Below are 22,789 nucleotides of genomic sequence, written 5' to 3'. Positions count from 1 at the left end.
TCCGGAACCTATCCAAAGGAACCTCGCCACGGCCCGCCAAACCCCTGTCATTTGAAAGCTTTGCCCCCTATATTGGGGGTGCCGGTTCGCCGGCTATGGAAATAAACGATCGTCGCAATAAACCATTCGGACCCGGGGGCGGTACCCGGCGCCTCCACCAAAGCTCATCGTTTGGCGAGCTTGGCCCGCTGACAAGTGAGCTTCGGCGGGGGCGAAATAGGATCGACGAGGGCGTAAAGGGCGTATTTTTTCCCGGTATTGTTCCGCCGTTATCGGGCTACTGCAATAGTTGCCAACGACAACTTTGCTCCGGTTGCTCAGGCTGCGTAACGCAGTTTGAAAGACCATTCTGAAGTCCTAACGGGTTAAGCTCCGTTAGGCGGGGTTCGGAGGCACCTGGCAACAGAAGCCTCCACTTACCTCTTATTTCCTTCCCGGCGGGGACTCCTGCTGACCCGTCAGGCGCGGTACTATCGCGGCTTGGCGAGTCGGGCCGGCGGGGCCCGCCTGCTGGAATGCAACAGGACCACCATGGCGACCGATCATATCCGATACGATGTGCTGGCCCGCGACGCGTTGCGCGGCGTGCTGCGCAAGGTGCTGACCGATGCCGCGTCCCATGGACTGCCCGGCGAGCATCATTTCTTCATCACCTTCGTATCGAAGGCCGAGGGCGTGAAGATCTCGCCGCGGCTGCTCGCGCAATATCCGGAAGAGATGACGGTCATCCTTCAGCACCAGTTCTGGGATCTGACCGTACTCGAGGACCGTTTCGAGGTCGGCCTGTCATTCGGCGGCATTCCGGAGCGGCTGATCGTGCCGTTCAGCGCGATCAAGAGCTTCCTCGACCCATCCGTGAAATTCGGCCTCCAGTTCGACACCTCCGACGTCGCCGAGGTGGCGTCCGAGACGTTGCCTGCAGCTCCTGCCCCAACCGCCGTAGCGGTGCCTGCCCCCGCCGCCGAGACGGTGGAAGGCACGGAGGAGCCGGCGGTCCCGAGCCAGGGCGGCGCCGAAGTCGTGCGGCTCGATCGCTTCCGCAAGAAATGATCTAGGTTGGGCCCGAGACCGTCGCCCGCGGCCAAACTGCCTATATAGATGAGCATAACAAGAGGCCGCGCGGCGTTTCGTGCGGCAGAATGGATGTGCTCATGGCCAAGACGATCCGCCCCTCGCGCCGTCCCGCCACCCGCATCGAGACCGACAGCTTCGGTCCCATCGAGGTCCCCTCCGATCGCTATTGGGGGGCGCAGACCGAGCGCTCGCGCCAGAATTTTCGCATCGGCATCGACCGCATGCCGGTTGCGCTCGTGCATGCGCTGGGCATCGTCAAGCTCGCCGCCGCACAGTCCAATCGCGAGCTCGGGCTGCTGGACCAGCGCCGGGCCAACGCCATCATCCGCGCCGCGCGCGAGGTGATCGAGGGCGAGCTCGACGACCATTTTCCGCTGGTGGTGTGGCAGACGGGCTCGGGCACCCAATCCAACATGAACCTCAACGAGGTGATCGCCAACCGCGCCAATGAGATGCTCGGCGGCGAGCTCGGCGCCAAGAAGCCGGTGCATCCCAACGATCACGTCAACATGAGCCAGTCATCGAACGACTCGTTCCCGACCGCCATGCACATCGCGGCCGCAAGCCGCATCACCGCCGATCTCGTCCCTGCGCTCGGCGAACTGCTCCGCGCGCTGCGCAAGAAGGAGAAGGAGTTCGCCAAGATCGTCAAGATCGGCCGCACCCACACCCAGGATGCCACGCCGCTGACGCTCGGCCAGGAATTTTCCGGCTATGCCGCGCAGGTCGAAAGCGGCATCGCCCGGCTCAAGGTCGCGGTGAAGGAGCTCTATCCGTTGGCGCAGGGCGGCACCGCCGTCGGCACCGGTCTCAACTCGAAGCCGCGCTTTGCAAAACTGTTCGCCAAGCACGTGGCCGGGATCACAAAACTGCCCTTCACCAGCGCCGCCAACAAATTCGAGGCGCTGGCTTCCAACGACGCCTATGTGCTGGCGCACGGCGCCATCAATTCGGTGGCGACGGGCCTGTTCAAGATCGCCAACGACATCCGCCTGCTCGGATCAGGCCCGCGCTCGGGCCTGGGCGAACTGATCCTGCCGGAGAACGAGCCGGGCTCCTCGATCATGCCGGGCAAGGTCAATCCGACGCAATGCGAGGCGATGACGATGGTGTGCTGCCAGGTGTTCGGCAATCACACCGCCATCACGGTCGCCGGCAGCCAGGGCCATTTCGAGCTCAACGTCTACAAGCCCGTGCTCGCCTACAACATGCTGCATTCGATCCGCCTGATGGCCGACGCCGCGCGCTCCTTTACCGAACATTGCGTCAGCGGCATCCGCGCCGACGAAAAGCGCATCAGCGAGCTGATGCAGCGCTCGCTGATGCTGGTGACGGCGCTCGCGCCGAAAATCGGCTACGACAACGCGGCCAAGGTGGCCAAGACCGCGCATGCCAACGGCACCACGCTGAAGGAAGAGGCGCTCCGCCTGGGCTTCGTCTCGGCCGACGAGTTCGACCGCCTGGTGCAGCCGGAGAAGATGACGAGGCCCGGATGATTTCCGATCCGATAGCCATCCGTAATGATACGGAGCCAAAACCGCATATTTATAGAGGCTTAAAGGAGAGGATTTGATTACCGTCAATGTCTCGGGGAGGATGCGTGCTACGCCGCTCTCTCCCCTTCCCGGGACCAGATTCATCGTTTGATGGTCACAAGGGCCGATTGACGAGGACAAGCGAATGGCAATCAAATCCTGTGGGGCGCAACGCAGCGCCTTGTTTCGGAATGTTTCATCCCGCTCGCAGAGGATCGGGTGATGGAGACGCGGCATGGGGAACGTCATCAACCTGAACCGTTTCAGGAAGCGCGCCGAGCGGGAAACCTCGGCGAAGCAGGCGGACGCCAACCGAACGAAGTTCGGCCGCACGAAGGCGGAGCGGTCGGCGGAGCAGACGCGCGCGGACCAGGCCAAGGAACATCTGGACCAGCACCGGATCGATCGCGAGGAGCAGCCATGAAGTCGCCCGTCGTGAAGCGATCGATCGTTGTCGCCGGCCACAAGACCAGCGTCAGCCTGGAAGAGGCGTTCTGGAACGGCATGAAGGAGATCTCGGGCCTGCGCAACATGACGCTGTCCGAGCTCGTCGGGGAGATCGACAGCAACCGCCAGCAGGGCAATCTGTCCTCGGCGATCCGCCTGTTCGTCCTGGACTACTTCAAGAGCCGCGCCATGGCCGTCCCGCCGGAGCAGAAGATCCCGGCGGAGTAACTGCCGAGACCACTTTTTCCCAACCGGCGCGGCGCCCGCACTTTAAAATCACTCTAAGGTGCAGCTTCGGCGAGCGAGCGCGCTTGACCTCAATGCCCCGCGTTGAAAATACAGGGCATGACCGATATCCATGATACGCGCTCGCGGATGCCGCTGGGTCTGGCCCAGCGCGGCTATACCGGCGTCATTCAACACCTTTCCGCCAAGGACGCGGGCTCGGCGCTCTCGGACATCGAGCTCGAGAGCCGCCTGATCGAGCTCGGCTTCGTCGAGGGCGCCCGGGTCGAGGTCCTGCACGAGGGGCTGGTCGGGCGCGACCCGATCGCCGTGCGTGTCGACAACATCACCATCGCGGTGCGCCGTCGCGAAGCCATGGCCATCATCGTCGCCTGAGGCGACCGGACCCCTGATCCAGGCCTTTAATTCCATGGAAGCACCCATGCTGCATCTCGCCCTGGTCGGCACGCCAAACAGCGGCAAGACCTCGCTGTTCAATGCGCTGACCGGCAGCCGGCAGAAGGTCGCGAACTACCCGGGCGTCACCGTCGAGCGCAAGGAGGGCTTTTTCGTCACCCCGCAGGGACGTCAGGTCTCGGTCGTCGACCTGCCCGGCACCTATTCGCTGCGCGGTCGCAGCCCGGACGAGGAGATCACCCGCGACTTCGTACTCGGCAAGGCCTCCGGCGAGAGCATGCCCGACCTCGTGCTTTGCGTCGCCGATTCGACCAATCTGCGGCTGACCATCCGCCTCCTGCTCGAGCTCAAGCGCACCGGCCGGCCGATGGTGCTGGTGCTCAACATGTTCGACATCGCGACCCGCCGCGGCATCACGGTGGACGTGGAGCGGCTCGCCAAGGAGCTCGGCGTGCCCGTAGTCACCTCGATCGCGGTGCGCAAGGGCGGCACCGCCGACCTCTTGACGCTGACCGACGAGATCTCGGCAAAGCTTGCAGCCGAGCCTCAGGAGAACAACTGGCGCGCTCTCGGCGTGGCCGAATTGCGCGCCACCCAGCGCGAGGCCGACCACATCATCGCCGACTGCGTCAGCCTGCCGAGCCGGCCCGACACCTGGACCGCGCGGATCGACGCCGTGGTGCTGCACCCCGTCGGCGGGCTCCTGGTGCTGGCGCTGATCCTGTTCGTGATGTTCCAGGCGGTGTTCGCCTGGGCGCAGCCGCTGATGGAGCTGTTGAACTCCGGCTTCGATGCGCTGGGCCAGTTCGTGCACGCCACCCTGCCCTCCGGCCTGCTGCAAAGCTTCCTGCAAAACGGCGTGATCTCCGGCGTCGGCAGCGTCATCGTGTTCCTGCCGCAGATCATCATCATCTTCCTGTTCATCCTGCTGCTGGAAGATTTCGGCTACATGGCGCGCGCCGCGTTCCTGATGGACCGCATCATGGGCGGCGCCGGACTGCACGGCCGCGCCTTCATTCCGCTGCTCTCGAGCTTCGCCTGCGCCATTCCCGGCATCATGGCGACGCGCGTGATCGACAACAAGCGCGACCGGCTGACCACGATCCTGATCGCGCCGCTGATGACCTGCTCGGCGCGGATCCCGGTCTACACCCTGATCATCTCCGCCTTCATTCCGGCCAGGGACGTCTGGGGCTTCATCAACCTCCAGGGCCTCGTCATGTTCGGCCTCTACGCCGCCGGCATCATCAGCGCGCTCTGCGTCTCGTTCCTGATAAAGTTCTTCATGCTGCGCGACTACGCGCCGGCGCCGTTCATGCTGGAGCTGCCGGACTACAAGATGCCGCGGCTGAAATCGATCGCGATCGGCGTCTTCACGCGGGCCAAGATGTTCCTCCACCGCGCCGGCACCACGATCTTCTCGATGATGGTGCTGATCTGGTTCTTGGCCTCGTTCCCGCAGCCGCCCGCTGGCGCGACCGAGCCGGCCATCAACTTCAGCCTGGCCGCGATCATCGGCAAGGCGCTCGAACCGCTGCTCGCCCCCGTCGGCTTCAACTGGCAGATCGCAGTCGCGCTGATCCCGGGCATGGCCGCACGCGAGGTCGCAGTCGCCGCGCTCGGCACCGTCTATGCGATCGAAGGCGGCAAGGAAGCCGCCGAGCAGATCGGCCAGGTGCTGGCGACGAAATGGTCGCTCGCGACCGCGCTGTCGATGCTGGCCTGGTACATCTTCGCGCCGCAATGTGCCTCGACGCTCGCGGTGATCCGGCGCGAGACCGGAAGCTGGGGATGGATGGCGGCGACCTTCGCCTACATGCTGGTGCTCGCTTACGCCGCGAGCCTTTTGACGTACAACGTCGCCGTCGCGCTCGGCGCGGGGTAGGCCATCGCGCTCGCTCCAGTAAAAAAGTCGAAAACAACCCCATGCAAAGTAGAAGAGGGTTGCCGGGGTGATGACCGGTGGCTTCAGCGAAGCCGTTGCCCCATCGCGCAAATCGATCGTAGCCCGGATGGAGCCAACGGGTCGGCGCGAAGCGCCTCCCGATGGCGCAATCCGGGACTCTCGACACGCGGATTGATTCCCGGATTGCGCTGCGCTCCATCCGGGCTACGGGATGCGAGCCCGTTGACCCGTCGGGCAAAACAGGGGCACGATGCCATCATCGGCCCTCACCGGCATAGTGACCGACTCGGAATGCGGCCATCTGGTTCTATGGATCACTTCAGCACCAGCAGGTTGACCGCCGAGAGACTGCGCGAAGATCACCTCGCGGACTTGGCCGCGCTGCATCTCGATCCCGAAGTTTCCCGCTATCTCGGCGGCGTGCGCTCGCCCGAGGCCACGAAGGCCTATCTCACCGTCAACATGGCCCATTGGGATCGGCACGGCTTTGGGCTCTGGGCGCGACAGTGAAAGACGCACGGCAATCGCGTCAGCAGCGGACTTCGTTCGCCCGCTTACCTGAAATACCCCAGCACGAGATCAATATCCGAGCTTCCCGCCACCGTGCCGTTCAGCTCGGCGTCGATGACGCGGCGGCAGGCATCGATCGCGGCGTGATCGCCGAGATCGTTGGCGGCTTCCAGCACGAGCCATGCGGCGTCGACCGAGGCCTTGTCCGGAGCCGACCCGCCGGTATCGGTGTTGAGATTCTTGTTCGGATTCTTGCGAACCGCGGTGCCGAATTGAGGCAACATTGCAAATACTCCCCTGCCAATTCCCGGATGATGCTCAGTGCACCTGGAGCTCGCCCTGACGACCCGTGACGGGATCGACGCCGGCGCTGTTCTTGCGCGACTGGTAGAACTTCAGAACGCTGCGCGAGGTCTCGACCTTGAGCCGGCCGAAATCGCGCTCATTGTCGTGGAGCTCACGCGCCGTGATCAGGTGATCCTTGGCGCCGAGGAACAACAGCGACATGGTCGTGTCCCATGAAAAGTCGAGCGCCTTGCACAGCACCAGCAATATCTCGCGGTTGCGGTCCATCATCGCGCGCTCGATCACGTCGACCGGCAGCGCCGACAGCAGCGACAGGCCGATCTGCACCTCGTCGAGGCGGTGTTGGCGTGCATAGTTCGAGATCGAGTCCTGGTTGAGGTTGCCCTGCCGGTGCTGCGTCGTCACCACGCGCTTGGCGACGAAATAGCTGCGCGACGAGGGACCGAACTTGGACTGCAAATCGCCGGTGACTTCGGTCACCGAGCTCTGGATCTGCGCCATCATCTCGGGGCGCTCGTGCTCGAGCCGGCGGCGGACGTCTTCCGACGCTTTCGAGATGAGCTGCTGGAAAACGTGGCGCGGAACGTCCTTGCGCAGGCCGAGCTGCTCGGCGAGGATCGAGTCGCCCTCGGCGCGCCTGACCATGTGGAGCAGGCCCGAGCCGGAGAAACGCGCGCCCTCGTTCCTGGCGACGGAGGTCACGACCTCCTGGTCGCCGCGCTTGACCAGTACGTCGGTCACGGCCTCGCCGATGGATTTGCGCTGGGCGATCGCGAGCAGATGCGACTGGCCCTTGGTCATGGCGTTCTCGAGCAGCACCTTCTCGTCGAGCCTGGTGGACTCGCGCAGCACGGGACCGGCAACGTCGATCTCGTCGTCGAAGGCGAGTTGCTTGATGACGTTGAGCGGAGCGTGATCGCAGGCCGCCATCAATTCCGAGAGCTGCGTGCGCGCGGCGACCTCGATCTCGTCGGCAAGCCGCCCGATGACCTCGCCGAACATGCTGATCTCGTCATCGCTGTAGCGGCCGGTGATCAGAATGTCGGTCGCATGCCACAGCGCCTTCGTCCGGCTCTCGTCGGTGCCGCGCGCGATGGCGTCGTCCAGATCCTGTAGAAGCGTTTTCGCCCCGTTCATCTCGATCACCCCAGTTCTTGGCGAGCCGTCCTGCCTCTATCGGCAGGACGCCGGATTCCTCTGGAACCGACCCTAGGGATCAAACGCGAGAATTCGGTAAAATCGGCAAATCAGTTTTGCCGGGCAAAATTCGTTAAAATGCGAGGGAATATGTTTGCCGGTATGCGAAGGCTTGCGTTGCCGTGAGCTTGAGGCGCGGGAGCTTGCCCCACGTCGTGGCCGGGCTTGTCCCGGCCATCCACGCCTCGCCGCACGGTGAGAAGAACGTGGATGCCCGGGACAAGCCCGGGCATGACGAGCTCCCGCGAGGCCTCGATTCCACTCAAGTTCGCCTTACGGATTCGACGGCGTTAAAACCAGCGGTGGCTTCGGCCTCGGCTTTGCCGGCGGCGGGCCTGGCGCCGGCCTCACCTCGATTGGCGGCGGCAGCGGCGCGACCTGCTGGCTTGCGAGCGGCGGGCTCGGCGCGGCGGGAGCGGCCTGCGGGGCCTTCGGCGTCGGTGCGGCCTTTGGCTTCGCTGGCGGCGCGCGGCGCGGATCGCGGCCGGGCATCGGCACGTCGGTCAAAGACGGCTCCGGCGCCTGGTCGGGCGAGACCAGCGTCGGCAGCGCAGCGGTGGCCGGCGGCGGCTCGCCGCGCTCGATGGCATCGAGCCGGCGCGTCTCGCGATCGATCGTGCGCACCGCAAGCCATGAGGACAGCGGCGCGAGATCGACGGTGCGGTTCAGCCTGTCGGGCGGGCCGGCAGCGAACAGCTGGATTTCCGGCGGCGCGCCGGACAGCCCGGTCATGATCGGGGTCAGGCTGGCGCGGATATCGGCCTGGTCGGCGGGAATATCGTAGCCACCGGAAACGATGGCGCGGGCGTTTTTTGCCTCCAGTGGTGTCGCACCGACGCGCAGGCGGCCGTCGCGGATCGTGAACGGTATCTGCGCCGAGGCGACCGCGATCGGTCCGGTCGACAGCGCGGGCTCGACGAGCTGCCGCAGCCGGTTGTCGTCGGCGACCTGGCCGCCGTCGCTGGCGCGAATGGCGAGCTCGAAGGCGCGCGGATTGAGGCCGGCGATCTCAGCCGAGTCCAGCGTCACCGTGCCGTTTCCGGCGAGCGCGCCGGTCAATGCCGCGACGCTGCGGCCCTGGCTCGTCAGCGCCATCTGCACCGAGGCGCGTCCCTTCGGCAGAGCGAGATCGCGGTAGCGCAGCGTCGTCGCATCGACATTGCTGAGTTCGATGCGCGCATTCAGCGCGAGGCCGTTGGCGCCAGTTCTCGCATCGAGGCTTGCCGACATCTCGCCGCCGCCGACGCCGCCCTTGAGGGCATCGAGCGCAAGCGACTGGCCGTCGCTCCTGATGGTGCCGCCGACGGGGCGCACCTCGATGCCGCCCGGCAGGCTCCCGCGCAACGCCTGGAAGGCGATCCGGCCGCGCCAGCCGCTGATGAGCCCCGCGCTCAGCGGCTCGCCGGCATCATGTCCGGCGGCACCGATCGCCATCGCGAGCGCCGGCATGAGATCGAGCGTGTCCAGCCCCACTTCGCCCTCGACGCTCTTCTCCTGATCAAGCGTCATGGCGAGATGGCCGCGCAGGTGCGAGCCTGAAGCGGTGCTGTCGAGATCGTCGAAGGTCAGGCGATTGCCGGACAGGCCGATGCGGGAGGACAGGCTGACGTTCTGCGCCGACTTGTCGGCCGGGCCGGTGCCGAACAGCGGCGCCAGATTGGCGTTGCGCACGCGCAGATTGATGCTGGCCTTCGGCCCCGGTGCTGACAATTCGACGCTGCCTTGCGCATCCGCGTCCAGCCCGCCGCCGCTGAGCTTTGCGTTCAATTGCAACGGCCGTCGCCACGCGCCGCTCACCTTGCCTTCGAACTGCGACGCCCCCCCGCCCGCCGCGACCGCGCGGTCGAGGCCAAGCAGCGCCAGCAGTGCGCCCGCCTGTGGCATCGATACCTTCGTGTCCAGCGTGAAGTCGCTGTTGCGTAAGCGGTCGATGTCGATGCCGTTGACCGCCGCGACCTGCATCTGCGCGGCCAGCGTCGCGCTGGCCTTGAGCTGCGGCGCATCGAGGTCGAGCACGGCGCGCGCGTCGCTGCGATCGGCATGTTCGGCGTTCTTGTCGAGACTGAGATCGAGCTTCAAGCGCGTCGCGCCGGGCAACGATGGGATGGCATCGAACCGGGCGCGGACCGAAGGCGCAAACGGCTCGATCAGCGCGGTGAGCTCGCGCAGCGTATTGGCCGACGATTTCAGCGCGAGCCGGCCGGTGACCTTGGCGCGGTCGAAGCTGCCGCTCGCCTCCGTGGTCACGCCGCTCGCCTGGCCGAACCGCAACTGCTCCAGCGCCAGCGTCGCCGGGCCATAGCCGAGCTTCGCCGTGAACGGCCGCAACTCTTGTCCGGCCGAGATCGCACGACCGACATCGAGCGAAAGCCGCGCTTCCTCCGGCCATTCGCCTTGCGGCCCCGCGAGCGCGCGCACAAAACTCGCGGCGGCGTCGAGATCGAGACGATCGGCCTTCAACTCGGCGTCGATCCGCGAGCCCTTGCTCGCGCCGGTCTGCGCAAAGTCGATCCGTCCCTCGACGGCGCCGCCTTCGATCTCGGCCTTCAGCTTCTCGATTGCGAAATGATTTGCTGCGATCGTCACGTCAGCTGCCAGGCTCAACGGCCTGGTGCTGCGGCGGTTGACCTCGCTGCGGCCCTGGAGCCAGGCCACCAGCGTATCCGGGTCGGAGGATTCGGCGCTGAGACGGCCGCTGAAACTGTTGGAGCCGGGAGCTGCGCCGTTGAGCGAAACCTGCGTCATGCCGGGCGCGCGCAGGTCGAGCCGCTGGAAGGTCCAGGACTTGCCGTCGGTCTTGAGCTCCGCGGTGATGTTCTGGAGCGGCCGGCCGCCCAGCATGATCTGGTCGGAGTTGAACTCGATCTGCGCCGGGATGGGCGCCTGCGGGATCGCCGCAAGACCCGCGCGCAGCGCCGGCAGGATCCGCAGCGGCTCGGTGTCGTTCTTTCCGGCCAGCTTGTCGGCATCGACCTGGCGCGCCGATAGCACCGCGCGGAGCAGCGGCGAGGCGCCAAATCTGACATCGCCGACACCGCCGAGCTTCAGCGCGCCGTCTTCAGCGCCGAAGCTTGCATCGATCTGGTCGAATTTTGCTCCGGCCGGATCGGCCTTGAGCTTGGCGGTGAGCTTCCACGGCGTCGGCCCGGCCTCGCCCGGCTTCTTGAGCTGGGGTATGGCCAGGATCAGCGCGCCGTCGAATTTCGGCAGGCGGTTGTCGAAGGCGAGCACGCCTTCGAGATCGGCCAGGATGGCGCGCTCGCCCGGATCGATATTGAGGTGGAGACGGGTTGCGCTGCCGTCGGCGCTCGGGCCGGAGGAGACGCGGAACGGATAGCGCGTGCCGGCGGCGGTGAAATTGCCGTCGCCCCGGACCGAGCCGGCGAGCGAGCGCACGTCGCCGGAGAAGGCAATGTCGTTCAATTCCAGCGTCGAGCGGCTGGCGGCATCATGCAGCGCGATCCGTCCGGTGAGGTTCAGCCGCTCGATGGCAAGCGAAGCGAGATTGAAGGTGCCGCTCGCGACGGACGGCAGGTCGACCCGTCCCTTGGCGTCGAGGCCGAGATCCACCAACATGCCGTTGACCGTGAGCTCGGTCGCGCGCCATTCGCCGCGCATCAGCGAACTCAGGCTGAACTCGACGTCGAGCTTGTCGGCACGCAGGCGGCCGAGATCGTTGTTGCCGCCGAAGGTGAGCGAACGCAGCCGCAGCGTCGGCGCCGGCAACAGCCGCGCGTCGAGCTCGCCCGCCACCCGCACCGGAACGCCAATGACCCGGGTCGCCTCCGCCTCGAACTGGGGCCTGAACTGGTTCCAGTCGATGAAGTAAGGCCCGATCAGCGCGGCCAGCAGCGCTAAGATGAAGGCAATCGCCAATCCGAGCAGCGTCGTCTGCACGGGTCTCCCCTCGGCCAAGCCGGCACCCGGGCCAAACCTTGACCCCCAACCCTGGCCGGAGAGGCTTCAGGCGCGCCGGAACAGCCTCTTATATAGAGGGAAGTGTGGCGAAGTCACAGCGACTGTTGCGCGCGGAGGTTAACGCCAGGCCTCACCAGCTCGCCGGCAGCTGCTTCAGCCCGCGTAGCACGAAAGTCGGCCGCCATTCCGGGTTCTCGACGTCGTCGATGCGCAAATCCGGCAGCCGCCGCAGCAGCGTGGCGATGGCGATCTCGGCCTCGATGCGCGCCAATTGGGCCCCCAGGCAAAAATGAATGCCGCCACCGAACGACAGCGGCCTGACATTGGGCCGGGTGATGTCGAGGCGATCGGGCTGTTCCGGGTAGACCGCCGGGTCACGATTGGCCGAGCCGAGCAGGCACAGCACGGTCTCGCCCTTGGGGATCCTGACGCCGGCAAAATCGTCGATGTCCTCCAGCGCGACACGCCCAGTCATCTGCACCGACGAATCGTAGCGCAAAAATTCCTCGATCGCATTCGTGATCAACTCGGGCCGCGCCTTCAGCAGCGCGAGCTGGTCCGGATTGCGATGCAGGGCCAACAGGCCGTTGCCGATCAAATTGACGGTGGTCTCGTGGCCGGCGCCGAACAGCAGGATGATGTTGGCGGTCAACTCCTCGTTGGTGAGCATGTTGCCGTCTTCCTCGGCCTGCACGAGCTGTGTGATGAGATCGTCAGCGGGATTGCGGCGGCGCAATTCGAACAATTGCTGGAAATACATCTGCGCCATCATGTTGCCGGCGTTGCCCTTCGCGATCTCCTCCGGCGAGAGCGGCACGGGGTCGAGCAGGCGCCCGCCATCGCGCGAGCTGTTGTAGAAGACTTCGCGATGGTCCTCGGGGATGCCGAGCATGTCGCAGATGATGGTCACCGGCAGGCGGAAGGCGAAATCCTCGATCAGGTCCATATGGCCGCGATCGATCACGGCGTCGATGGTCTGGTCGACGATCTCCTGGATGCGCGGCCGCATGTCCTCGACCCGGCGGGCGGTGAAGGCTTTCACGACCAGGCCGCGCAGGCGGGTGTGATCGGGCGGATCGGCCTGCAGCATCCAATGGCTCATGCTGCGAAAGACCGGCTCGTCCATGATCGCAGGGCTATAGCGGCGCTTGGAGCGCTCGACAAAATCCTTGCCGAAGCGCCTGTCGCGCAGCACGAGGCTGACATCGGCGTGGCGGCTGGCGACGAACTGGCCGAACGGCGTCACATGAATCGGATCGATCGTGCGCAGCCGCGCGTAATGCGGATAGGGATCGCGGATGAAGTCCGGCGACAGCGGGTTGAACAACGGATCGCCGTTTGCGCCTGGCACCTGCTCGTTCATGGTGACCTCAATCGGTTGCCGCATGACACGAATACGCCGGATCGCCCCTGATCCGCGTCGCGTAACCATCCCTGCAATTATCAACTCGATACATTGTTGTATCGAGTTGCATTCTGCCCTAACCTGCGCCGATGTCAAGGGTGAGAACCAGGCCGACCAGGGACAACACGCGCGACAGGCTGTTCGATGCGGCCGCCCGAATGTTCGAGGAGGACGGCATCGGCGGCGCCAGCATCGAGGCGATCGCGGCGGCGGCCGGCTTCACCCGCGGGGCGTTCTATTCCAATTTCAAGAGCAAGGACGAACTGATCATCGCCATGCTCGAGGACCACGTCGAGCAGTCGATCCGTCGCAACCTCGACATCCTCGCGCAGCACAAAAATCTCGACGATTTCATCGCGGCGCTGAAGGCGATGGATCGCACAAGGCAGGATCCACTCGGCCGCTCGCCGCTGCTGCACATGGAAATGATCCTCTTTGTCGCGCGCGCCGAGAAGCGCCGCCCGGAGCTTGCAAAACGCCTGCGCGCGCGGCGCAAGCTGGTCGCCGACATCGTCGAGGCCACGCTGAAGAGCAACGGGCAGAACGACGCGCTGAATCCGCCATGGATGGCCTCCATCGTGCTGGCGCTCGAGGACGGTTTTCGCCTGCACCGACTGATTGATCCGGAGACGACACCAGCCGACAGTTTTTTGCGCGCGATCACGGATTTGAGGCGAAGGACGGGATTGGCGTCGGGTTGAGGGGGGAGACTGCGCGCCCGCAAAGCGACCCGTTGGTGCTAGCGATCGCGTTCGCTCTTGGTTGTGGGCAACGGACAATTCGTACAGACGCTATCATCGCACATCCGACAGATCGTGAAGCGATCCATCTCGGAGGTGTCCTGCCTTGCCAGCAGCTCATGGAGCAGCGTTTCAAGCCGCTTCGTTTCAGCCGGCGACAGCACATCCAGAAGCGACGCGACGGCTGAAATCCGGGACGTCATCAGATCGTTCCGGGTTGCGACGCCCTTGGCCGTCAGGTGCAGAGCAACCTCACGGCCGTCCTGTCCCTGCCGTCGTTCGACAAGCCGATCCGAAACCAGACGGTCCACCAGCCGGACAGTTCCGGAATGCGACAGGCCAAGGATCCGCCGGAGCTTGTCGTTGGTCATGCCCTGGCCATAGCCAATGACGACGAGTGCGGCTGGCGTCTCGCCACCACGGCCAATGACCTCGCGCGCGCCCTGCTCGATACGGTCCATGACGGCGAGCGAGAGCGCCCCCAGCAAATTCGCGATTCCAGTTTCCATCCGCTGAATAATATGTGCGTAGCGCACAAAAAACAACTTGACCAAATATGTGCGCTGCGCACATATTTGAAAAAGAACGACGATGAGATGGAGAATGAAGATGAATGCCCGGAGCAACGCAGTGCCAACGCCGCATTCCAGCGGCAGCGAACCCGCCTTGAAATACGTGCAGGCCAATGGCGTGCGGTTCGCCTATCTCGAGCAGGGCAGCGGGCCGCTTGTCATGTTCATGCATGGCTTTCCCGATAACGCCTGGTCGTATCGAAAGCAGCTGCAAGTCTTCGCGGATGCGGGGTACCGTGCGGTCTCGCCGTTCTTGCGCGGCTATGCGCCGACCGAGATCCCGGCAGACGGCATTTTCGATCCCATCGCACTCGGCGAGGATCTCGAAGCGCTCATCGCCGCACTGAGCGACGACGGACAGGCACGCGTCGTCGGCATGGATTGGGGCGGCACGTCGACGTTCCAGGTGCTGTCCACGGCGCCCTCTGCGATCAAGGCCGCCGTGGTCATGAACACCGCCCACCCGATCACAATCGCGAGCCTCAGGAGCGATCCCGATTCCGTTCGATCCGTCTTCCATGTCTATTTCTTTACGATTCCTGGCGCTCACTCGGCGGTCAACATCGAGGGGCTTCCCTTCGTCGACTATCTTTGGAAGTTGTGGTCGCCGACCTTTGAGAACGACGAGCATCTCCGCTCGGTCAAGGAGACGCTCAGGTCTCCCGGCACCATGAAGGCGGCGCTGAAATACTACAATGGCTTGGTCGATGCTGGAGTTGCGGGCCGGCTGCCGATCAACGACATGCATACGCCGACGCTGACGATCTATGGCAGCAACGATCCGACAGCGAGGTATTCCGTGAAGGAGGAGCCGCTCTTCAAGGGGCCGCATAAGCGGATTGTCCTGCCCGATGTTGGGCACTTCCCGCACCTCGAGCGTGAGGCTGAAGTCACCGGCTTGATCATGGACTGGTTCAAGACGCACGCGCCTAACTGAACGCATATAGCGTGGCCACAACATCCTTTGAGTTCTCTGACCAGGAGTGCGCGCGATGGACGCCACAACACAGCAGCAATACGCCGAGACGTTTCACGGTCTTCATAGGACAGGAGATCCCCTCGTCCTGTTCAACGCCTGGGACGCCGCCACCGCCAAAGCCATTGCGAAGACGTCTCCGGCCATCGCAACCAGCAGCGGGGCGGTAGCGTCCGCACTTGGGTACGCGGACGGAGAGCATGTCCCGTTCGACATGGTGACGGGTCTGGTGTCACGGATAACGGCGGCCGTGTCGGTTCCTGTATCAGTCGATCTGGAGGCAGGATATGGCGACACTCCGCACGATGCCGCGAAGTCTGCGACCAGGATTCTGCAAGCCGGCGCCGTAGGAATCAATATCGAAGACGGATTATCCGGGGGAACGCGGCAACTCGTCAGTCCCGAACAGCATGCAGCGAAGATCAAGGCTGTGCGCGACGCTGCGCAAGAACTCGGAATTCATCTGTTCATCAATGCGAGAACCGATCCGTTTCTGCTGAAATTCGGATCGCCGGATGAATGCCTGAATGAAGCGGCAAGGCGTGCGAAGATCTATTCCGACGCCGGCGCTGATGGAATTTTCGTACCCGGCCTCACCGACCTCGCCCTCATCGAGAGGTTCGTTCAACGCACGCCTTTGCCGGTCAACATCATGGTGACGCAAGGTGTTCCCGAAATCCCGGATCTCGCCCGCGTCGGCGTTCGGCGGGTGAGCCTTGGTCCGTGGCCCATGATGGCGGCGATGCGCGTCATTGGACAGGCCGCCGCCGCAGTCGCCGCGAGCAAGCAATACGGCACGTTCCTGCAACCGAATGTCTGAACCTGGGAAGCGCCAGCCCAAAGTAGCGCTAAGCCGATCGCTTCGCCGTAACCGGACCGCCCGGCGCAACGTCGAGCCGACCCAGCATCGCCCTCGCCTGCTCGGCGCAGTGCTCGATCAGCCAGCGCTCGAACGCCATCGGCGGGAGCGCGGGCGCATAGAGGAAGCCCTGCACGACGTCGCAGCCGAGCTCGGCCAGCAGCTTGCGCTGCGCCTCGGTCTCGACGCCTTCGGCGACGACGGTCATGCCGAGACCCTGCCCCACGCGCACCACGGCGGTCGCGATCGCCAGCGCGCCGGCGTCTTTCTCGATGTCGCGCATAAAACTGCGGTCGATCTTCAACTCGCGGATCGGCAGATGGGCGAGGCGGCTGAGGCTCGAATAGCCGGTGCCGAAATCGTCCACGGAGAGCCCGACGCCGAGTGCGCGGATTGCGTTCATCGTTTCGATCGCGGCGACGCTGTCCTGCATGAACGCGCCTTCGGTGATCTCGAGCATCAGCGCATCCGGCGGCAGCTCGTGCTCGGTGAGGACGTCGGCCAGCCGCGCAGCAAGGGCGGCATTGCGGAAATTAAGCGGTGACAGATTCACCGACACACAGGGAATGTCGAGCCCGGCGCGGCGCCAGCTCGCCATCTGTCGGCAGGCCTCGCGCACCGACCACAGGCCGATCTGCTCGATCAGTCCGCATTCTTCCGCCAGCGGGATGAACTTTGCCGGCGAGACCTCGCCGAGCGCGGCATCGTGCCAGCGCGCCAGCGCCTCGACGCCGTGGATGGCGCCGTCACAGCTGCGGATCTGCGGCTGGTAGCTGAGAGTCAGAGCGCCCTCCGCGATGGCGCGGCGGAGCGCCGCGACCAGCGCCAGCCGCTGCTCGGCAAGCTCGTTCATCTCTGCGCTGAAGATTCGATGGGTCGAACGTCCCGCCTGCTTGGCCATGTACATGGCAGCGTCGGCCTGCTGCATCAGCGCGTCGATGTCGGTGGCATGATCGGGATAAAGGCTGATGCCGATGCTCGCCGACATCTGCATCTGCCTCGATCCAAGCCGCAAAGGTGCAGCCAGCGCCTCGGTGATGCCGGTCGCGACGCGCCCGGCACCCTCGGCGTTGCGATGGGGCAGCAGCACGACGAATTCGTCGCCGCCCAGTCGTCCCAGCATGTCTTCGGGCCCGATCTGCTCGCGCAGGCGGTGCGCGAGCTGGATCAGGAGCTCATCGCCGGCGGCGTGACCGAGCGTGTCGTTGACGTCCTTGAAATGGTCGACGTCGAGGAAGGCCAGCGCGACGTGGCTGCCGGTCGGACAGGCGTCGATCGCGGTCGTGATCAGGTGCCGCAGCTGCGCGCGGTTCGGCAGGCCGGTGAGGATGTCGTGATAAGCGAGCCGCGCGATCTCGGCGCGTGCCTCCTTGCGCTCGATCGCGAACGCGCCGAGATTGACGCAGGCATCGACGATCCGCCGGTGCCAGTTGCTCGGCGCGCGCGATTCCCGATAGTAGAAGGCGAAGGTGGCGATGACCCGGCCGTCCTTGGCCTTGACCGGTGTCGACCAGCACGCACGCAGGCCAATCCCGAGCGGCATCGCCTTGTAGGGCTGCCAGCGCGGATCGGTGTCGAGATCGACGGCCAGAACCGGCTCGCCGTAGAAGGCGGCCGTGCCGCACGAGCCTACGTTGGGGCCGATCGCAACGCCGTCCAATGCGCGGGAATAGTCGTCGGGCAGGCTCGGACCGCCGAGCGGGTGGATCAGGCCTGCGGCATCGACGTGAAGCAGCGAACAGACCACTTCGGGCGCGATCTCCTCGACGCGGCGGCACAGCCGGTCGGCGATCTCGGCGATCGGAACCTCGTCGGCCAGCGCGCTCATGATGAGCTGCTGGAGCGAGCGCAACTGCTTGGTCTCGGTGATATCCTCGAGCAACGCGAAGATGTGCTTGACCCGGCCCTTCTTGTCGCGGAAGGCATCGATCCGGGCGCAGACCCAGATCTCCTCGCCGTCCTTGTCGTAGGCGAGCACCTCGACTTCGCCGCGGCGGCCGCCATGCATCAGGCGCTTGATCAGCTTTGCAAGGGCCGCGCGATCGGTATGGCAACCGGCGATGAGATCGGCCGCACTGCGTCCCTCGGCTTCGTCGCTGGTGTAGCCGAACAGCGTCGTGAACGCTGAGTTGACGTAGCGGATGTTCTGCTCGGTGTCGGTGATGATCACCGCGCGGTTGGTCTGGTCGGAAACGGCGTCGAGAAGCTTGATCCGCGCACGGCGCTCGGCCTCGGCGGTGACGTCGCGGGCGAACACGATGCGATGGACCGCGCCATCGATGGTCGCGGAGGACAGCGTGACAGTCGCCCTGATGCGACTGCCGTCGCGCCGCGCGAGGCTGATCTCGTCGCGGAACTCCGCAACCGGGTCCTTCAGACATTTGAGGGTGAGAACCTTGGCATCGCGACCGAGCACGTCAGTGCGCGCGAGCTTCCAGATCCGCTCCGCGCCGGCGTTGAAATGCGTGATGCGGTGCGAGCTATCGACGATGACGATGCCATCGTCGGCGCATTCGAGCGCAGCCAGCAGAACGTCCGGAATTTCTGTCACAAGGCAATCGGTGGCGAACATCGTCTGACCCGGGAACATCGGGGAAAATGCGGCAACGAGCCCGACGCTAACGCTCCGAAGGTGATCGAGACGTTTTTGCAACCGGGTTGCGTCCGGCCAAGATGCGACATGCTTAACATTCCGCCAAAGAGGCGAAGGCAATTCAGTGCGTACGGAACCTATTCGGCGCTGGTTCCATGCTTGACCGTGTGCAGCCGCCCGGCCACGGCCCGCACCTTGCGCGGGGCGGCCTGCCAGATCGACAGCGCCGACAGACCGCTCATGACCATGGCGATGGCGAAGGCCAGCGTATAGTCGCCAGCGCGATCATAGAGAAATCCGGTCAGCCATGGTCCGGCCGCGCCGCCGGCCAATGCCGCCAGCATGATCGTTCCGAAGATGCTGCCCTGGTGCCGGCCCTGGAAAATCTCGAACACCACTGCGCCCATGATCGAGGTGAGGCCGTAACCGAGCGCGCCTTGCGTGAACACCATCACGTAGATAAGCCAGAGCGAGGGCTGGTACTTCAACGCCATCAAAGCCGCGAAGCAGATCGCAAAGCCTGCGCAGCTAATCGCCCAGACCCATTCCCGTCCGATCCGGTCGGAGACATGGCCAAGGAAAATCTGGCCGGGAATGCCGAGCAGGCTCACGATGCCGAGCGCCCACACCGCGACGCTCGGACTGAAACCGATATCGAGCAGGAACTTGGTCTGGTGCACCTGCACCGCATACCAGATGTACAGGCCGCAGAAATAGCCGAGTGCGATCCACCAGAACCGCGCGGTCGCAACCGCTCGCCTCAGCGTCCATTCGGTGCCGACCCAGACGGGATCGACGATGTTGGAGACCGGCTTTGCGGCGCCTGCGGACGGCGCCGCGTCGCCGTCCGGCTGGAGGCCGATGTCTTCGGGCCGCTTGTGCAGGAACAGGTTGATCGGTGCCAGCACGATCAGGATCATCAGGCCCATCGCGGTGCAGGCGGTGCGCCAGCCGGTTTGCTCGATCATGTGCTGCACCCAGGGCAGCAGGGTCACCGAGCCGATGCCGACGCCGGCAAAGGCGATGCCGATGGCAAAGCCGCGCTTGCGGATGAACCAGTTCGGCAGGAACAGCGACTGGCCGGAATAGCCGAGGCAGACGCTGCCGGCGCCGACCATGACGCCGATGGTGACATAGAGGTGCCACGGCGTGCTGGTCAGCGGCGCCAGCAGCAGCCCGCCTCCCATCAGCACGACACCGAGCTCCATCACCGCGCGAGGCCCGGCGCGATCCATCAGCCGGCCGATCAGCGGGCTGACCACGCCCGACACCACAAAGCCGAAGGAGAATGCGCCGGCGGTGACGCCGCGCTCCCAGCCGAATTCGGAGATGATCGGCGGAAAGAACAGTGAGAAGGCGGTGCGCGCGTTGACGCCAATGGCCATGGTGACGAAGGTCACCGCGACCACGACCCAGCCGTAGAAGAACGGAAGTCGCATTTTGTGTATTTCATCCCTGGACGATCCTTCGGACCATCTCGGGATACCCGGGTCAAGCGCTTTCCGCGCATGCCCATCGGGCGGCGAGGTCAAGCGGCGTCGAGCTGCGAAGGCTGGACAGGCGCATCGAACTCGATCCGGTCGACCGGCTGCGGGCGGCCGAACAGATAGCCCTGTGCGAAGTTGACACCGAGCGCCCTCAACCGCTCGAACTCCTCGCAGGTCTCGACACCCTCGGCTGTAACAGACATGTCGAGGCCGCGCGCCAGCGTCACGATCGAGGAGATGATCGCCGAGCTGCGCGGCTGATGGGTGAGGTTGCGGATGAACGACTTGTCGATCTTGATCTTGTCGAACGGGAACGCAATCAGATAGCTCAGCGACGAATAGCCGGTGCCGAAATCGTCGAGCGCGAGCTCGATGCCGATGCCCTTGAGCTGCTCGATGAAAGCGTGGTTCTCGGCGCCACGCTCCAGCAGGACCGATTCGGTGACCTCGATCTCGAGCCGTTGCGGCGGCAGCCCGGAATCCCCCAGCGCGGCCCGGATCACCTCGAACAGATCGGCTTCCTTGAACTGGATCGGCGACAGGTTCACGGCAACCATCAGATCGGAAGGCCAGGCCGCGGCATCCGCGCAGGCGCGCCGCAGCACGAATTCGCCGAGCGGCACGATCAGCCCGGTCTCCTCCGCAAGCGGTATGAACTGGTCCGGCGGGATCAGTCCGCGCGTCGGATGCCGCCAGCGCACCAACGCCTCGAAACCGCGCCGCTCGCCGCAGATTGCATCGACGAACGGCTGGTAGTGCACTTCGAGCTGGCAGCGCGCGATGGCGTCGCGCAGATCGCCTTCCAGCGTGTTGCGGGCCTCGAGCTCGGCCGACATCGCCTCATCGTAGATCGTGAAGCAGTTGCGGCCCGCCGATTTTGAGCGATAGAGCGCGAGGTCCGCCTTCTTCAGCAACTGCTCCTGGTCGCTGCCGTGATCCGGAGCGATCGCAATGCCGATGCTGGTGCCGATCTCCACGCGATGTCCGGGCAGAAGGAAAGGTTCGGCTACGAGCTTTGCGATCCGTCCCGCCAGCTCTGTCGAGCCGGCGCGCTGATCCTCGCAGTCTTCCTGGATGATGGCGAATTCGTCGCCGCCGAGCCGCGCCAGCACGTCGCTCGCCCGCAACGCCGATTTCAGCCGCTGCGCCACCTGGCGCAGCAGCACATCGCCGGCACCGTGACCAAGGGAGTCATTGACGTTCTTGAAGCGGTCGAGATCGAGCATCAGGATCGAGAACGTCGGACCGCGGTCCTTCAACCGGCCATTGAGCTCGTCGAGCCGGGCGAGGAAGAAGGCGCGGTTCGGCAAGCCGGTGAGGATGTCGGTCTGGGCGAGCTCGAGTACCCGGCGGTTCGCTAGCGACAGCCGCCGCGAATTGCGGCTTGCAAGCATGAGATAGGTCGCAAGTGACTGCGTAAGCAGCATGCCGACGATGAGCACCGCGACCGCGCGGTCGTAAGTCATCTCCAGCGGACCGCCGGGCGTCGGCATCGCGCGCACCTGCCAGTCGGTGTCCCCGATCTTGAGCTGGCCCGACCAGTGCAGGCCTTGCGCGACATCGCGCATCGACTGCGGGGCGGTGGCCGCCGAGGAATAATCCGGCAGCGCGTGCTCCATGCTGACGATCCGCCCGGTGAACGGCGGATAGACGTTCACGCTGACCGCCGGGCTTGCTCCAGTCGTCACACGAATGGATTGCATCAGCAGTGGCAGGTCGAAGATGCCGACGACGAAGCCCGCCAGATTGCGGCGCCGGTCGGCGACCGTGTCGCGCGAGGTGCCCTTGGCATAGACCGGCACCACAGCCATGACGTTCGGCAACTGGCCGTTCTCGCGGGGACCATAGAGCTCCGTCCGCAACGATGCGATCCCGTCGTTGTCCCGCGCTCGCCCGAGGACAGCACGGCGATCCGGAACGGTTGCGTAGTCCATGCCGTAGACGAGTGAGGTCTTCGGCTGCGTCGAATAGAAGATCGGAAAATACTCGTCGCTCTGCGGCGCGGTTGCAAAGCCTTCGCCCTGGAGCGACTTGATGCGATAGCTGGAGACGCCGTCCGCGATCGCGGCTGCCTCGTATTGGGCGCGCTCCTTGCGGTTGACCCGCGGCAGCCAGGCAACGCGCAGCATGCCCGGATGGCGCTCGAACAGGCGGGCGCTGAAGGTCTCGAATTCGCTGCGGGTGATTTCCTCGTTGGCCGATTCGAACAGGGTGCGCAGCGCAACGAGCCGACTGATATACTCGTTCATGCCGTTCTGCATGATGAGGGATTGGGTTTCGGCCGCGTTCTCGAACTCGATCCTGTTGACGCGGTCCTCCCATCGCGCCACCGCGGCGGCGCCGACCAGCGAGAACAGCAGACCGACGCCGGCTGCAACCAGTGCAGGACGATACAGCCCGAACAGCGGCGCAAGACGCCGCCGTCCGGTCATGCGTCTCCGATCCTGATCATTTTGATCGCGATCGCCCATCCTGAAACCGCAGTCCCCTCTCTGCGACAAACCGAACCTGTGGTTGAGCTGCCGGAGCTACTATCGGAACAGGACCGCGGTTAAGAACTGCACAACTTCGATACCCTGCCGCTTCGCATTGCGCGGCTTAGTTAATGAAGTGCAGGAATGA

The 22,789-nt window shown here is 64.8% G+C and carries 17 protein-coding genes, 1 other RNA gene and 1 pseudogene; 11 read left to right on the top strand and 8 right to left on the bottom strand.

What is annotated here, in order from left to right:
• The first annotated feature begins 41 nt into the window (after window positions 1–41).
• The 8 genes and pseudogenes from ssrA to IVB18_RS10415 form a co-directional block, all read left to right on the top strand.
• Window positions 42–417, top strand: a transfer-messenger RNA (tmRNA) gene (ssrA, locus tag IVB18_RS10450).
• Window positions 418–531: 114 nt separating this feature from the next.
• Window positions 532–1,050 carry a ClpXP protease specificity-enhancing factor SspB gene (locus tag IVB18_RS10445; RefSeq protein ID WP_247989085.1) on the top strand — a complete coding sequence of 173 codons (519 nt, stop codon included), beginning with the start codon at window positions 532–534 and terminating at the stop codon, window positions 1,048–1,050.
• Window positions 1,051–1,139: 89 nt separating this feature from the next.
• Window positions 1,140–2,570: a class II fumarate hydratase gene (fumC, locus tag IVB18_RS10440; protein ID WP_247989084.1), complete on the top strand. Its 1,431-nt coding sequence runs from the start codon at window positions 1,140–1,142 to the stop codon at window positions 2,568–2,570.
• A gap of 274 nt (window positions 2,571–2,844) precedes the next feature.
• The gene (locus tag IVB18_RS10435) at window positions 2,845–3,033 is read left to right on the top strand and encodes a DUF4169 family protein (RefSeq protein ID WP_247989083.1); all 189 of its coding nucleotides are present in this window, start codon (window positions 2,845–2,847) and stop codon (window positions 3,031–3,033) included.
• The gene (locus IVB18_RS10430) at window positions 3,030–3,284 is read left to right on the top strand and encodes a ribbon-helix-helix domain-containing protein (RefSeq protein ID WP_247989082.1); all 255 of its coding nucleotides are present in this window, start codon (window positions 3,030–3,032) and stop codon (window positions 3,282–3,284) included. Before IVB18_RS10435 ends, IVB18_RS10430 begins: the two co-directional genes overlap by 4 nt.
• A 117-nt stretch (window positions 3,285–3,401) precedes the next feature.
• A complete protein-coding gene (locus tag IVB18_RS10425) occupies window positions 3,402–3,677 on the top strand; it encodes a FeoA family protein (RefSeq protein WP_247989081.1) in 276 nt (91 codons plus the stop codon).
• Between the two features lie 34 nt (window positions 3,678–3,711).
• On the top strand, window positions 3,712–5,583 hold the full coding sequence (locus IVB18_RS10420) for a ferrous iron transporter B (protein ID WP_247989080.1): 1,872 nt from the start codon (window positions 3,712–3,714) through the stop codon (window positions 5,581–5,583).
• Window positions 5,584–5,913: 330 nt separating this feature from the next.
• Window positions 5,914–6,102: pseudogene (locus tag IVB18_RS10415) on the top strand (GNAT family N-acetyltransferase); the annotation flags it as partial.
• Window positions 6,103–6,158: 56 nt separating this feature from the next.
• Here the strand turns inward: IVB18_RS10415 and IVB18_RS10410 are convergent.
• The 4 genes from IVB18_RS10410 to IVB18_RS10395 all read right to left on the bottom strand — a co-directional run bounded on the left by IVB18_RS10410 (window position 6,159) and on the right by IVB18_RS10395 (window position 12,898).
• Window positions 6,159–6,398 carry a hypothetical protein gene (locus tag IVB18_RS10410; RefSeq protein ID WP_247989079.1) on the bottom strand — a complete coding sequence of 80 codons (240 nt, stop codon included), beginning with the start codon at window positions 6,396–6,398 and terminating at the stop codon, window positions 6,159–6,161.
• Window positions 6,399–6,432: 34 nt separating this feature from the next.
• Window positions 6,433–7,557, bottom strand: coding sequence for a DUF2336 domain-containing protein (locus IVB18_RS10405; RefSeq protein WP_247989078.1), 1,125 nt, complete (start codon window positions 7,555–7,557; stop codon window positions 6,433–6,435).
• Window positions 7,558–7,890: 333 nt separating this feature from the next.
• Window positions 7,891–11,514 (bottom strand): AsmA-like C-terminal region-containing protein, encoded by a 3,624-nt coding sequence (locus IVB18_RS10400; protein ID WP_247989077.1) that lies wholly within the window; start codon window positions 11,512–11,514, stop codon window positions 7,891–7,893.
• 151 nt (window positions 11,515–11,665) lie between these two features.
• The gene (locus tag IVB18_RS10395) at window positions 11,666–12,898 is read right to left on the bottom strand and encodes a cytochrome P450 (protein WP_247989076.1); all 1,233 of its coding nucleotides are present in this window, start codon (window positions 12,896–12,898) and stop codon (window positions 11,666–11,668) included.
• A 131-nt stretch (window positions 12,899–13,029) separates the two neighbouring features.
• On the opposite strand from IVB18_RS10395, the gene IVB18_RS10390 reads away from it, so the two are divergent.
• Window positions 13,030–13,641: a TetR/AcrR family transcriptional regulator gene (locus IVB18_RS10390; RefSeq protein WP_247989075.1), complete on the top strand. Its 612-nt coding sequence runs from the start codon at window positions 13,030–13,032 to the stop codon at window positions 13,639–13,641.
• A gap of 38 nt (window positions 13,642–13,679) precedes the next feature.
• Here IVB18_RS10390 and IVB18_RS10385 read toward each other — a convergent pair whose 3' ends face one another.
• Window positions 13,680–14,366, bottom strand: coding sequence for a MarR family winged helix-turn-helix transcriptional regulator (locus tag IVB18_RS10385; RefSeq protein ID WP_247989074.1), 687 nt, complete (start codon window positions 14,364–14,366; stop codon window positions 13,680–13,682).
• Here IVB18_RS10385 and IVB18_RS10380 point away from each other — a divergent pair.
• Complete coding sequence (locus IVB18_RS10380) at window positions 14,356–15,189, top strand: alpha/beta hydrolase (protein ID WP_247991598.1); 834 nt, start codon at window positions 14,356–14,358, stop codon at window positions 15,187–15,189. The genes IVB18_RS10385 and IVB18_RS10380 overlap by 11 nt on opposite strands.
• 55 nt (window positions 15,190–15,244) lie before the next feature.
• Window positions 15,245–16,048, top strand: a complete 804-nt coding sequence (locus tag IVB18_RS10375; protein ID WP_247991597.1) for an isocitrate lyase/phosphoenolpyruvate mutase family protein — start codon at window positions 15,245–15,247, stop codon at window positions 16,046–16,048.
• Between the two features lie 28 nt (window positions 16,049–16,076).
• Here IVB18_RS10375 and IVB18_RS10370 read toward each other — a convergent pair whose 3' ends face one another.
• The 3 genes from IVB18_RS10370 to IVB18_RS10360 all read right to left on the bottom strand — a co-directional run bounded on the left by IVB18_RS10370 (window position 16,077) and on the right by IVB18_RS10360 (window position 22,599).
• Window positions 16,077–18,659 (bottom strand): EAL domain-containing protein, encoded by a 2,583-nt coding sequence (locus IVB18_RS10370; RefSeq protein ID WP_247989073.1) that lies wholly within the window; start codon window positions 18,657–18,659, stop codon window positions 16,077–16,079.
• Between the two features lie 158 nt (window positions 18,660–18,817).
• On the bottom strand, window positions 18,818–20,119 hold the full coding sequence (locus IVB18_RS10365; protein WP_247989072.1) for an MFS transporter: 1,302 nt from the start codon (window positions 20,117–20,119) through the stop codon (window positions 18,818–18,820).
• Window positions 20,120–20,208: 89 nt separating this feature from the next.
• The gene (locus IVB18_RS10360) at window positions 20,209–22,599 is read right to left on the bottom strand and encodes an EAL domain-containing protein (RefSeq protein WP_247989071.1); all 2,391 of its coding nucleotides are present in this window, start codon (window positions 22,597–22,599) and stop codon (window positions 20,209–20,211) included.
• Window positions 22,600–22,789 lie beyond the last annotated feature (190 nt).

Origin of the sequence: Bradyrhizobium sp. 186, from assembly GCF_023101685.1 — a bacterium.
Taxonomy (GTDB): Bacteria; Pseudomonadota; Alphaproteobacteria; order Rhizobiales; family Xanthobacteraceae; genus Bradyrhizobium.
The sequence above is the reverse complement of the archived record's forward strand: the minus strand, read 5'-3'. Positions and strand labels throughout refer to the sequence as shown.

Coding starts and splice junctions, on each gene's coding strand:
- IVB18_RS10445 (WP_247989085.1), top strand. CDS start 532: ATGGCGACCGATCATATCCGATACGATGTGCTGGCCCGCGACGCGTTG.
- fumC (WP_247989084.1), top strand. CDS start 1,140: ATGGATGTGCTCATGGCCAAGACGATCCGCCCCTCGCGCCGTCCCGCC.
- IVB18_RS10435 (WP_247989083.1), top strand. CDS start 2,845: ATGGGGAACGTCATCAACCTGAACCGTTTCAGGAAGCGCGCCGAGCGG.
- IVB18_RS10430 (WP_247989082.1), top strand. CDS start 3,030: ATGAAGTCGCCCGTCGTGAAGCGATCGATCGTTGTCGCCGGCCACAAG.
- IVB18_RS10425 (WP_247989081.1), top strand. CDS start 3,402: ATGACCGATATCCATGATACGCGCTCGCGGATGCCGCTGGGTCTGGCC.
- IVB18_RS10420 (WP_247989080.1), top strand. CDS start 3,712: ATGGAAGCACCCATGCTGCATCTCGCCCTGGTCGGCACGCCAAACAGC.
- IVB18_RS10410 (WP_247989079.1), bottom strand. CDS start 6,398: ATGTTGCCTCAATTCGGCACCGCGGTTCGCAAGAATCCGAACAAGAAT.
- IVB18_RS10405 (WP_247989078.1), bottom strand. CDS start 7,557: ATGAACGGGGCGAAAACGCTTCTACAGGATCTGGACGACGCCATCGCG.
- IVB18_RS10395 (WP_247989076.1), bottom strand. CDS start 12,898: ATGAACGAGCAGGTGCCAGGCGCAAACGGCGATCCGTTGTTCAACCCG.
- IVB18_RS10390 (WP_247989075.1), top strand. CDS start 13,030: ATGTCAAGGGTGAGAACCAGGCCGACCAGGGACAACACGCGCGACAGG.
- IVB18_RS10375 (WP_247991597.1), top strand. CDS start 15,245: ATGGACGCCACAACACAGCAGCAATACGCCGAGACGTTTCACGGTCTT.
- IVB18_RS10370 (WP_247989073.1), bottom strand. CDS start 18,659: ATGTTCGCCACCGATTGCCTTGTGACAGAAATTCCGGACGTTCTGCTG.
- IVB18_RS10365 (WP_247989072.1), bottom strand. CDS start 20,119: ATGCGACTTCCGTTCTTCTACGGCTGGGTCGTGGTCGCGGTGACCTTC.
- IVB18_RS10360 (WP_247989071.1), bottom strand. CDS start 22,599: ATGACCGGACGGCGGCGTCTTGCGCCGCTGTTCGGGCTGTATCGTCCT.